Raw genomic sequence first — 12,460 nt, 5'->3', positions numbered from 1 at the left:
ATTCACGGAATCGAACCGCGATCATGCCAATATCGGTGGTGTGTTGACCGTAGTGTATGTGTAGTCCAGTTTGCGTCCGGACCCGTTCTCGCGTCACGGATCCAATGCGATGTAGTGTATGAGTGTGTGGCTCGATCGGTTAGTGCTCGCGGGCTCAACGCCTCGTTGCCTTGGCGCGTACACCCCGAGTCTATTGAACTCGTCTTCTACGAGTGATCTCGATGGTATCTCTTTTTCAGGTGGGTTTCGAGCTTAGATGCGTTCAGCTCTTACCCCGTGGTGCGTGGCTGCCCAGCACGTGCTCTCTCGAACAGCTGGTACACCAGTGGCACCCATTCGTAGTTCCTCTCGTACTATACGAACGTTCCCGTCAGATACCGTTACACCCCCAATAGATAGCAGCCGACCTGTCTCACGACGGTCTAAACCCAGCTCACGACCTCCTTTAATAGGCGAACAACCTCACCCTTGCCCGCTTCTGCACGGGCAGGATGGAGGGAACCGACATCGAGGTAGCAAGCCACTCGGTCGATATGTGCTCTTGCGAGTGACGACTCTGTTATCCCTAAGGTAGCTTTTCTGTCAGCAATCGCCCGCATCAAGCAGGCTGATTGGTTCGCTAGACCACGCTTTCGCGTCAGCGTCCGTCGTTGTGCCGGACACTGTCAGACTTCCTTATGCTCTTGCGCTCTTTCCCGCGTCTCCGACACGGGTGAGGAAATCTTGGGGCGCGCCCGATATCTTTTCAGGCGCGTACCGCCCCAGTCAAACTGCCCGGCTACCAGTGTCCTCCGCCAGGAGTGAGAGTCGCAGTCACCATCGGGTAGTATTTCAATGCTGCCTCGGTGGCCCGCTAGCGCGGGTACCTGTGTAACGGCTCCTACCTATGCTGCACAATGGCGACCACGTCTCAGTGACAGCCTGCAGTAAAGCTCTATAGGGTCTTCGCTTCCCCTTGGGGGTCTCCAGACTCCGCACTGGAACGTACAGTTCACCGGGCCCAACGTTGGGACAGTGACGCTCTCGTTGATCCATTCATGCAAGCCGCTACTGAAGCGGCAAGGTACTACGCTACCTTAAGAGGGTCATAGTTACCCCCGCCGTTAACAGGTCCTTCGTCCCCTTGTACGGGGTGTTCAGATACCTGCACTGGGCAGGATTCAGTGACCGTACGAGTCCTTGCGGATTTGCGGTCACCTATGTTGTTACTAGACAGTCGGAGCGTCCGAGTCACTGCGACCTGCCTCTTCGCGAGGCAGGCATCCCTTATTGCGAACGTACGGGACTAACTTGCCGAATTCCCTAACGTCGGTTACTCCCGACAGACCTTGGCTTTCGCCGCCACGAGTACCTGTGTCGGATCTCGGTACGGACAGTGTGCTTGCCTTTTCACGGGCTCTAGGTTGACCTCTCTTGCGCTATCCAGCCATTCGATCGCTTCGTGCCATTACGGCTTCCACGAGCTTCGACTGTTCGACCGGGCGAAAGCCCGGTAGAGGCGGCCCCAAAGCGTCGGCTTTGAGTGCACACTGGCATAGGAATATTAACCTATTTCCCTGTTGTCTGCTTCGACTTACGGGCAGACTTAGGACCGGCTAACCCTCAGCTGATCAGCATTGCTGAGGAACCCTTACTCGTTCGGCCGTCGGGGTTCTAACCCGACTAACGCTGCTACTATGACCAGGATTTTCGTTACTGAACGGTCCACACGAGCTCTCGCCCGCGCTTCCATCCGAACAGAACGCCAACCTACAGGATCATCCTTTGACGGATGCCGCTAGGTCTCGGTGGTGGATTTGAGCCCCGATCATTTTGGGCGCCTCAAACCTCGGCCGGTAAGCTGTTACGCTTTTCTTAGAGGGTAGCTGCTTCTAAGCTCACCTCCCGGCTGTCTAGGGCTTGAGACCACCTTCGATCGCACTTAATCCACACTTGGGGACCTTAACCCAGCTCTGGGTTGTCTCCCTCACGGTACACAGGCTTACCCCGCGCACCGAACTCCCTGCGTCAAACGGCGTTCGTAAGTTTGGAGTTGGACAGGGGGGCGCACTCCTCTCGGAGTGCGGTCCCCCAATCCGTCGCTCTACCTCACGAACTACCTCGGCAGAGGTGATGCTTCGACATCTTTCGGTTGGAACCAGCTGTTTCCGGACTCGATGGGCCTTTCACCCCTACACAAAGGTCACGAGAGGGTATTGTAGGACACCAACTCTAACAGGCCTCCACGTGCCTTTCGGCACGCTTCACCTTGCCCTTGCGTAGATCGTCCGGTTTCGGGTTGTACCCGTTTGACTCCCCGCGCTTGAACACGGCGGCCCTCATGCAAAGCACTGCGGCCATGTCGGTTTCCCTACGCCTTCCCCGATGATCGGGTTAGACTCGTCAAACAGGCACACTCCCTGGTTCGTTTTTCAAAACGTACGACGGAACTTCGGCTTCCTCACCGTTCTACTAGTAGCTCGCGCTACGGTCGTTTTGGAGAGGACCTTGTAAGCCCCGTCGCTCAATCGCCAACTGATTTCACGCCCTATTGCACCTCCCTTCGTGGGGTGCTTTTCAGCGTTCGCTCACGCTACTTGTTCGCTATCGGTCTTGAGGAGTGTTTAGTCTTCGCGGTCGATGCCCGCGAGATTCACGAGGGATATCCAACCCCCGCTACTCTGGAGCTGACGCACAACGTACTTGGATACGGTACGGGACTATCACCCTGTTTCGTGCTCCATTCCAGGAGACTTCGCGTAATCGTTCTGTTGCTGAGAGTCAGTCCGAACACCACATTGCCCGTGAAGGCTTCGGTTTGGACTGTATCGCGTTCTTTCGCCAATACTAACGACATCGCGTTTGCTTTCTTTTCCTGTCGGTACTAAGATGTTTCAATTCCCGACGTTCCCCATTGCGCGAAGCAATTGCGGTGGGGATTCCCATTCGGAGATCCTATGTTCTTCGCCTCCGTGCGGCTCCCATAGGCTTATCGCAGCTTGGCACGTCCTTCTTCAGCTCTCAAGCCGAGCGATCCACCAGCTGGCACAGTAGCCACGTTCATCGGATCGGCAGTTGCACGAGGTGCAACTACGTAGTGACCCGGGAACGGGTCCAGTGGACGCCTGGACTACACGTACACACGGTCTCATTTGCAGCGCTTGGAGACTGCCAAGCGTGCATTAACCCTTCCCACCCACGTTTGCACGGGGTGGTGCATCGGTTTTCGTTCGGATTCAATCCTCGGACCCTGACCCACTTAAGGGGCACGATCCGTGATTTCCTCCGAGTGATGGACCCACAGGGATTCGAACCCTGGGCATCCTCCTTGCAAAGGAGGCACTCTACCACTGAGCTATGGGCCCACGCCCGCCGGATGGCGGGCAGGGAGTGAAGTGTTAGCCTTGGTAGTTCAAAGGTGCCCGATCGGCCGGTCGGACGAGTGCGGTCGACCGAACGTGGACGGTGGTGGGCTGGGGCGTCGCCCCAGTCCCGGTCTGTGGAGGTGATCCAGCCGCAGATTCCCCTACGGCTACCTTGTTACGACTTAAGCCCCCTTGCGGAGCCCAGATTCGACCGACGTTGCGCCGGCCTCATCCGGACCCCACTCGGGTGCTTTGACGGGCGGTGTGTGCAAGGAGCAGGGACGTATTCACCGCCGTCTTCTGAACGGCGATTACTACCGAATCCAGCTTCATGAGGACGGGTTTCAGTCCTCAATCCGAACTACGACCAAGTTTCGGAGATTAGCGTCCCCTTTCGGGGTTGCATCCCACTGTCTTGGCCATTGTAGCCCGCGTGTCGCCCAGCACATTCGGGGCATACTGACCTACCGTTGCCCGTTCCTTCCTCCAGTTTGGCACTGGCAGTCCTCCTAATGTACCCAACCACCACAAGGGTGTTGCTGGCAATTAGGAGTGCGGGTCTCGCTCGTTGCCTGACTTAACAGGACGCCTCACGGTACGAGCTGACGGCGGCCATGCACCTCCTCTCAATGGCTCCAGTAAGGTCATCAACCTGACCTTCACAGCACATTGTCGATGCTGGTGAGATGTCCGGCGTTGAGTCCAATTAAACCGCAGGCTCCTCCGGTTGTAGTGCTCCCCCGCCAATTCCTTTAAGTTTCATCCTTGCGGACGTACTTCCCAGGCGGTCTGCTTCACGGCTTCCCTACGGCACAGCACTGGCTCGTAGCCAGTGCCACACCTAGCAGACATCGTTTACAGCTCGGACTACCCGGGTATCTAATCCGGTTCGTGACCCGAGCTTTCGTCCCTCACCGTCGGATCCGTCTTTCCAGAGCGCTTTCGCCACCGGTGGTCCGTCCAGGATTACGGGATTTCACTCCTACCCCGGACGTACCCTCTGGATCTTCCGGTCCCAAGCCACGCAGTTTCTACCGGACGCCCGCGCGTTGAGCGCGCGGATTTCCCGGTGGACTTGCGTGGCCAGCTACGGACGCTTTAGGCCCAATAAGAGCGGTCATCACTTGTGCTGCCGGTATTACCGCGGCGGCTGGCACCGGTCTTGCCCAGCACTTATTCTACGACCACCTTACGGTCGTGAAAAGCGAGGACTATATGCCCTCGCACTTGGAGTCCCCTTATCGCACTCGCGTGCAGTGTAAAGGTTTCGCGCCTGCTGCGCCCCGTAGGGCCCGGAATCTTGTCTCAGATTCCGTCTCCGGGCTCTTGCTCTCACAACCCGTACCGATTATGGGCACGGTGGGCCGTTACCCCACCGTCTACCTAATCGGCCGCAGCCACATCCTATGGCGCCGGGGCGTTTCGCGTTCACGCCAGTTCCAGGCTGTGAACGGTATTCCGAATTAGCCTCAGTTTCCCGAGGTTATTCGGATCCATAGGGTAGTTTGGCCACGTGTTACTGAGCTATCTGCTACGAGTCTAAGCTCGTGCAACTAGCATGGCTAAATCGGACTCCAATAGCAATGACCTCCGGCAGGATCAACCGGAATGCTCTTCCCCGGCAGAGCCGGGGAGGTTGGCGGTGAATGTAGGTACACACTCACACTTTGCTATGGTCCACGTTCGGTGACACGCAGTCGGTCGCGATGACCGGTCGGGCGTCACCGAACTACCAAGGCTAACATCAGATCCCATCTGTACGGCGGACCGCAGGGGTGAGATCCTCATTTCCTTCGGACGTGTTTGTAGGCCATCGGGAGTATATAACCCCTTCGAACCCACCCGTCCGAGCACGAGATGACGGCTCGAGTTGAACGAGCCGTCGATCACGCGTTCGTCGCGTTTACATCCGAATGCCCTCGTACACTTAAGGGCGTCGGATCATCTCCGCGCCGGAAACCGCATCCGGCACGGAGATTCGTGATCCGAACTGAACGCCCAGGCACGTATAAGGGCGTTGGATGGCGGCGGCCGGCGATGCCGACCACAACACATCTTCGTCGAAATGCCCGTATACGGATAAGGCCGTCGAATGAACCGACGGGGTGTCCAAGGGTGGATGGAATGCCTACCTCCGTGCCGGAGAACGGCCGGAGGGAACGTGGCGGCGTGCGCCACGTCGTTCGCATTAGTATGGAATGCCGGGTTACTATATAAGGCCGTCGTCTCAGACTGTCATCGGAACCCGATACCATGGCACGGTTTTCCACGTAAAGAGGTGGAAGATGACACTAATAAAGGAGTTATCTCGCTCAAGCGGCGATAGCGATCACACAGAATGTCACGCGGGCGGAGGTCGGCCAGTCATCCCACCCTCGAAGGTACGGTCGGACCGGATGATACCCGCGCGCGTCGCACTCGAGTGCACACGCGCAAGAAGGTGTCGGGTTTCGGGGGACGCATCGATGCCGATAAACCACGTGCGTCATAAAGGGCAGACGAATGGTCCGGGACCCGTTCGCTTCGGAGTCGACGCCGTCCGCGGAGGAAATCTGCTCTGCACTGGACGATCCCGACTGCCGTGAAATCATTCGGAAGCTCGAGGAACCGATGACGGCGTCCGAGTTAACGAAGGAATGTGAGATCCCGCAGTCGACGCTGTACCGAAAGCTCGAATTACTAACCGAGTCGACCCTGCTCGAGGAGTCGACTGAGATTCGCCAGGACGGACACCACGCGAGCAAGTATTCGATTGCGTTCGATGAGATCACGCTCGCACTAGATGAGGATCGGTCGCTGGCGGTCCAGATTGAACGCCCGGCCCGGACAGCAGACGAGCGGCTCGCGGAGCTCTGGTCGGAGGTGCGAAAGGAGACATGAACCCGTTCCCTGCTAGCCCGACGGAAACGATGCTCGCACTGGCGGTCGTCAAGACGCTCGTCCTCATCGTCGGGAGCGTCATCACCTACTTCGCGTTCAAAGCGTACCGTCGAACACGACAGCCGGCACTGGGCTATCTCACGGCCGGGTTCGGCCTCGTCACGCTCGGGTTGGTGCTCGCCGGGATGCTGTACGAACTGCTCGGCGTCGATCTCGCGACAGGGATTCTGCTCGAGAGTTGTCTCGTGCTCCTCGGATTCTTGGTTATCGCCTACTCGCTGTACGTACAGTAACAGACACGGGGATTCGGTCTGTCTCTGCTGATTCGGTCGCCGCCCCCGTCTCCGGCGCTTTCTTGAACGGCAGCTTCGGCCCGCTTTCGCAAGCCCACGTACAGCGGTGCGTTCGGTCGGGCGGCCACTGGGTCCTGTGGTGAGTCGAGGAGGGTTACCGGTTCAGCGTGTGGATCGCGTGGCCGAGTGCGTTCTCGGCGGCCTCCATCACCGACTCCGAGAGTGTCGGATGGGCGTGGACGGTCGCAGCGACGTCCTCGAGTGTAGCACCGAGTTCGATCGCAAGTCCGAGTTCGGCGATCAGTTCCGACGCTTCGGGGCCAACGATCGACGCACCCAGTAGGTACCCGTCCGCCTCGTCGGCGACGACTTTGACGAAGCCGTCATCGCAGCCGGTCGTCAGCGCGCGACCGCTGGCTCGGAAGGGGAACGTCCCCGTTGCAGTTTCGAAGCCCGCCTCCTCGGCCTCGGCTTCGGTCATGCCGACGGTGGCAATCTCTGGATCGGTGAAGACGACGGCCGGGATCGCCTGCTGGTCGAGGGCCGCGGGATCGCCCGCGATCACCTCGGCGGCGGTCTTCCCTTCGGCGCTGCCCTTGTGGGCGAGCATCGGTTCGCCGGCGACGTCGCCCACGGCAAAGACGTGTTCGACGTTCGTGCGCGCTCGAGAGTCGGTGTCGATGAATCCACGATCGTTGGTCTCGATGCCGGCCTCTTCGAGGGAGAGGGAGTCGGAGACCGGTTCGCGACCGACGGCCACGAGCACTGCTTCGGTCTCGAGGTCGAGGGATTCGTCCGCGACCGCGTCCGCCCCACCGTCGACGGCCGGCCGTTCGGCCGGTTCGGCGACGACGCGGATTCCGTCCTCGTCGCGGCCGTGCCAGTCCGACGCGGTGTAGCCGAACTCGAACTCGATTCCGAGGTCACCCGCTCGCGCCTTCACGGGCCGTTTGAGATCATCGTCGTACCCCGGAAGGATCGAGTCGAGCATCTCGAGGACGGTCACGTCGGTCCCCAGTTTGGCGAAGACGCTCGCGAGTTCCATCCCAATGTAGCCGGCACCGACGACGACCAGCGAGTCGGGGACAGACTCGAGGGCCAACGCCTGCCTCGAGTCCAATACCGGTTCGTCCGAAAAGTCGAAACCGGGGATTTCGATCGGCCGAGATCCGGTCGCGACGATGGCGTGCTCGAATTCGAGCGTCTCGGAGCCCTGTCCCTCGCCGCTGTGGGAGACCCGAACGGTGTGCTCATCCGCGAAGCGAGCAGTCCCCTCGAGTAGAGAGACGCCGTTCGCCTTACAGAGTTTTTCGACCCCGCTCGTGAGTTGCTCGACGACGCTGTCTTTCCAGTCCATCATGCCGGCGAGGTCGATCGCCGGGTCAGCGTGAATGCCCATCTCCTCGGCGGTGGCGGCCTCGTGGGCGACGTCCGTCGCGGTGATCAGCGCTTTCGACGGGATACAGCCGTAGTTCAGGCAGGTCCCGCCGTAGGCGTCTTTTTCGACGAGTGTGACGTCCAAATCGAGCTGTCCGGCGCGAATCGCGGCCACGTAACCGGCGGGGCCCGCGCCGATAACCAGTACGTCCGTCCCGGTAGTGACGTCTCCGACGACCATTGTACGAACAAAAGCGCCGAAGGATAGTGTAGGTATTCCCTGATGGCGGTATCCGAGAACCGAATAGGACCGCGGATGGTGCGGTTGCAGGATGCAGCGACGTGAGAGACACGGCGTAAGCCGGCGTCACTGCGGCCGCTCTTGATCGACCAGCACGGTATCCTCGCCGAGCGTCGTTTCGCCAAGAGAGAACTCACGAGCTGTGAGCCGGCTGTTGACCCCCAGGAACGTATCTTCATTGAGCGTCAGCGTGTCGTCGAGTTCGACGACGTCAGCGGCGACGTGAGCCGGTTTCTCCGAGGAGACGATCGTCTCGATCGCGCCCCGCGTGTCGTCGGTATCGAACGGACCACAGAACACGGCAAACGACTGGGGGCCCGACTCGAGGAGGGGATACTGGCGGCGGACCGCATCGCGGTCGACGCAGTCGAGGTCGCCCTCGGTGAGGAAGAACAGCCGATGTCCCGACGGCGTGTCGGCGACGAGTCCGTCACCGCCGTCCGATGTCGCCCTCGGTGTATTGGAATTGGACGCCGAGATGTCCGCATCGTGATCGCTATCTGGAAGTGCAGATCTCGATATCGACGGTTCCGAATCGGCGTGACGGAGGTACAACTCGAGCATCGCACGGAGTCCCGCTTTCGTCCCACGTCGCTTGTACAGTTCCGGCGCTCGGGAGAGCAGTTCCCGACGCGCATCCTCGGGCCACTCGCCGTCTGTCTCGACCGCGAGCCACCCCTCGAGCCACGAGAGGGCATCGCTCGGAACGGCATCGGGATCGAAGTAGCGTCCGAGCTGCTCGATTTCCGTCTCAACGTCTACGAAGACGGACTCGAAGACGGAAAGATATCGCTCCAGGAATTCGGCTGAGCGGTCGTCCTCCTGATAGAGCTCGGGCAGATAGCGAAGATACGACTGGCGCGGACAGAACGCCGTGACCGACTCCACTCGCGGGGACGACCGCGGGCTCCCATCGAGTTCGAGGTCGACGAACAGGTACCGACCGACGGCGTCCTCCAGAAAGACGTCGTCCGGATGTAGCGAATCGACGGTCGTCCAGTCGGCGTGGGCGTGTGCTGTGAGTTTGTCGGTTGCGGCGGTCTGCCACGTGTCTCCGTCAGAACGATGGAGGTCGGAATCCACCGACTGAAGGCGATCAGCGTCGGCGGTCGCAAGCTCCCACGCAGACGTCACGCCGTCCTCGTACAACGCGGCAGCGACATCGTCGGGGATCGCCTCGAGAGAGTCGATACCGGCGTTACGGGGCCTTGGCTGATCGGTCGCGAGATACCGAACTCGGACCTGCGTACTCGCGGTTAGCTGGGAGAGTTGTAGTGCAAGACGGTGCCACTCGGTCCCGTCCGTCCCGGAATCGTACCGGACGAGTGCGTCACCGACGTGTCGCTCCCGCCGGGAGTGGCGCGCGTACCGTCGTTTCTCTCGGAGGACGCGGCTCTGTCCGTTTGAGCCGGTGATGGCGTACAGTTCTCGACGATCGTCCGGCGTGGTGGGTCGTGCGACGAGAGTTTGACACGGCCGATCGAACCGGTGGCACTCACGGAACGATCCCGAGTCGGGGTCACGTTCGAACAGCGCCGAGCCCCCGTCGGGGAGTCGGCCGGCGACGAAGAGAGTATCGTCGATCACCGACAGCGCCGTCGGCGAGAACTCGCCGTCCGCCGCGACGAATTCGGCGCTCGCGATAGGGAACTGGGCGTCGACGGGGTCGTCCATGCCGCCGAACGACCGGAGAAGGGGGTCGCCACCGTTGCGGTCGAGGACGTATCCGCGGCCGTCGGTGCCGACGGTGAGATCGATCGGATCGACGAGCCACCAGTCGATCGTCAAGTCGGTCTCGTCGTCTCGTCCGACGGTCCGAACGCGCCCGGTGGCGTCGAGAACGTAGAGGATCCCGTCTGCGTGAGCGATTCGAATCGGATCGGTCGCATCGGTCTCGATCGTCCCGATGGTCCGCTGAAGACGGGGAGAGACAACAGTGATCGACCCGTCTGTACCGTCGACGAGGAAGGCTCGATCGTCGTCGACACAGAGTGCGCAGGGATCGTCAGCGCCGTCGTCGGAGCGCGTCCAGATCCGTTGGGTGAGATCCGCCGACGGGTCGTATCGATAGAGTGCGCCCGGCGAACGAAGCGTATACAGGTCACCGCTTGGATCCATCGCCACGTCGACGGCGTCGGTTTCGACCGTCGATTCGTCGATGGTGACCGTGGTCGCCAGTTCGATTCCCCCGTCGCGGACGCCGGTGTTGTAGCGGATCCAGCTCTCCCAGTCCGACGTGCTCGTCGTCGTTGCGTACGAAAAGTCCATGACTTAGTCACCTCGAGCGGACGAGTTCGGTCCGACCGACAAGGTCGTCGTCACGTCTTCGACGGCAAACAGCGCGGTGTCGTCGAGACGAACGATGCCATCGTCGACCGTTGCTCCACCGTGGGCGGTGATCGTGACATCGTTTACGCGATCGATCACGTCAAGTTCGGCGATCTGATCGACCAGTTCGGAACGGCGTAAGGTGCGGCCGAACGGCCACCCGTCGCCCCCGTATCCCGTAAGGGGATGGACGTACTCCTCGATAGCAGTCCGAACCGCGACATCGTGACCGCTGCCGGTGTATCGATCCCGAGCGCGGCCGGTGACCGAGATCTCGAGGCCGACGTACTGTGGGCCGATCACGTCCACGTGATCGCCGAGTAGTTTCCGTTCTGTGACGTGCTGGCGGACGGCGCACAAGAACCCCTCGCTCGGCTCTGGCGTCCCCACGTCCGGCGGTGCGAAAGGGACGACGACGACGGTGATCTGACCGTCGTCGACGAGGACGTTCGTCCGGCCGATCCTGAGTCCGGGCGTGTGAGCGGCGACGTACCGATAATCGTCGGCGGTGATCGCCCGATACGGGATTCGACGGTCTCGTCGCACGCGATCGAGTGCGGTTTCGATCGTCTCTCCGTCAGTGCCACCGGTCGCAGCGCCGTTTGGTGTCACCTCGATGTCGGCTCCGTCGACCGATCCCTCGATCGAACGGTTGGAATCGGCGAGCCGCCAGGCCGCCGTCGCCGGGACGTTCCCTTCCGAGCCACCGCCGGCGACGTAGTCGGCGGTGATGGTGGCATCGGCCGAAGGAACGCGACCGCTGACGCCATCGCCGAACGTCACGGTTCCCGCCTCTCGATCGAGGACGAAGTGGGTATCGTCGGGACCGGAGGCATCGAAATCGGAGACTGAACGCCACCGCTGTCCATCGACGAACACCGTCGCCGAGAGCACCGGCGACCGCTCGAAGGCGTAGGTCTGTCCATCGAGCGCCGGTGCCTCCTCGAGTCGCCCGACCTGTGTCAAGGCCTCGTCGGAGATGGATACTCGGTGGCTAACCCGGACGACGTTCGGTCCGATCGCGTCGATCTGTGGCGGAATCTCGTGGCCGGTCGTCTCAAGGCGACATCGGAGCCAGACGCGGTCCGACGACCGAACATCTGCCGGCGGTTCGAGACCGGACACGGCGGAGCGAGTCGATCGATCGTCAGGTCGTTCCAGTTCGATCGGTCCGCCCCGATAGAAGGCGTTCGTCCTGTCGGCCACGACGTCGAGTCGTCGCCACGTCTCGTCGTCCGGGCGGCGATACTCCCAGCCCAGTTCGACGGACGGGACAAACGACGGCTCGATCGCGCCGTGGGTCGACGGCTCCGGAAGATTATCGTCGTGATAGCTGACGGTCAGCGTGAGCGGTCGGCCGTGGGCAAACGGATCGTCGTCGAATCCCAGATAAACGGCGTCGCCGGCGGTCGGGTCGTCGCCGAACGCTCGATAAAACATATCGTCTGTCTGATTCGCATGTGTGTTGTCGGTCGGTCCGGTGTCGGTCGCCGTGAGCACACGCTCGAGCGTCGCCGCCGTCAGGGAGACCGAATGATCGGTTTCGAACCGGTCGGTCGTATCCGTACTGGTGACAGAACATCGCGTTCCAGCTGGAATACGAGCCCACGCGGCATCGTCCGGGAGTGCCAGTCGGAGCCGCGCCGACGCCGGCGTCGGCGGCCGTCGACGCTCATCCATCAACGCGAGATACTTCTCACGATGGTCGTCGGTGATCCTGTCGAGTTGATAGACGTACGTCTCCGTCAGCCAGGCCAGTACCTCGAGAATCGTGATACCTGGGTCGTGCGGATTGACGTCGGTCCAGTCCTCGGCATAGGCCGGGATCAGTTTCGTGGCTTCGGTCAGAAGCTCCTCGTACGACCGGTCGTCGAGTTCCGGAACGTCAATTCCCACGTCGGACACCTCCGGAGCGTCGGTGGTCACGGCGACACGCC

The 12,460-nt window shown here is 61.0% G+C and carries 5 protein-coding genes, 1 tRNA gene and 2 rRNA genes; 2 read left to right on the top strand and 6 right to left on the bottom strand.

Translation table 11 applies throughout. The features are described 5' to 3' along the window. Positions 1-121 precede the first annotated feature (121 nt). From ACJ70B_RS09990 to ACJ70B_RS09980, 3 genes are all read right to left on the bottom strand, one after another. A 23S ribosomal RNA gene (locus ACJ70B_RS09990) occupies positions 122-3,042 on the bottom strand. 230 nt (positions 3,043-3,272) lie between these two features. Continuing rightward, positions 3,273-3,344 (bottom strand) — tRNA-Ala (locus tag ACJ70B_RS09985). 135 nt (positions 3,345-3,479) lie between these two features. Next, positions 3,480-4,954 (bottom strand): 16S ribosomal RNA (locus ACJ70B_RS09980). Together the 16S and 23S rRNA genes with 1 tRNA gene alongside form the textbook arrangement of a ribosomal RNA operon. A gap of 892 nt (positions 4,955-5,846) precedes the next feature. Between ACJ70B_RS09980 and ACJ70B_RS09975 the strand changes: the two genes are divergently transcribed. Both ACJ70B_RS09975 and ACJ70B_RS09970 read left to right on the top strand, forming a co-directional pair. After that, positions 5,847-6,224, top strand: a complete 378-nt coding sequence (locus tag ACJ70B_RS09975; RefSeq protein ID WP_408956844.1) for a helix-turn-helix domain-containing protein — start codon at positions 5,847-5,849, stop codon at positions 6,222-6,224. Next, on the top strand, positions 6,221-6,517 hold the full coding sequence (locus tag ACJ70B_RS09970) for a hypothetical protein (protein ID WP_408956843.1): 297 nt from the start codon (positions 6,221-6,223) through the stop codon (positions 6,515-6,517). Before ACJ70B_RS09975 ends, ACJ70B_RS09970 begins: the two co-directional genes overlap by 4 nt. 154 nt (positions 6,518-6,671) lie before the next feature. On the opposite strand, the gene lpdA is transcribed toward ACJ70B_RS09970, so the two are convergent. From lpdA to ACJ70B_RS09955, 3 genes are all read right to left on the bottom strand, one after another. Beyond that, positions 6,672-8,135 (bottom strand): dihydrolipoyl dehydrogenase, encoded by a 1,464-nt coding sequence (gene lpdA / locus ACJ70B_RS09965; protein WP_408956842.1) that lies wholly within the window; start codon positions 8,133-8,135, stop codon positions 6,672-6,674. A 126-nt stretch (positions 8,136-8,261) separates the two neighbouring features. After that, on the bottom strand, positions 8,262-10,463 hold the full coding sequence (locus ACJ70B_RS09960) for a phage tail protein (protein WP_408956841.1): 2,202 nt from the start codon (positions 10,461-10,463) through the stop codon (positions 8,262-8,264). 3 nt (positions 10,464-10,466) lie between these two features. Then, positions 10,467-12,428 carry a putative baseplate assembly protein gene (locus ACJ70B_RS09955; protein ID WP_408960099.1) on the bottom strand — a complete coding sequence of 654 codons (1,962 nt, stop codon included), beginning with the start codon at positions 12,426-12,428 and terminating at the stop codon, positions 10,467-10,469. Between the last annotated feature and the right edge of the window lie 32 nt (positions 12,429-12,460).

Origin of the sequence: Natrinema sp. 74, from assembly GCF_046097095.1 — an archaeon.
Classification (GTDB): Archaea; Halobacteriota; Halobacteria; order Halobacteriales; family Natrialbaceae; genus Natrinema.
The sequence above is the reverse complement of the archived record's forward strand: the minus strand, read 5'-3'. Positions and strand labels throughout refer to the sequence as shown.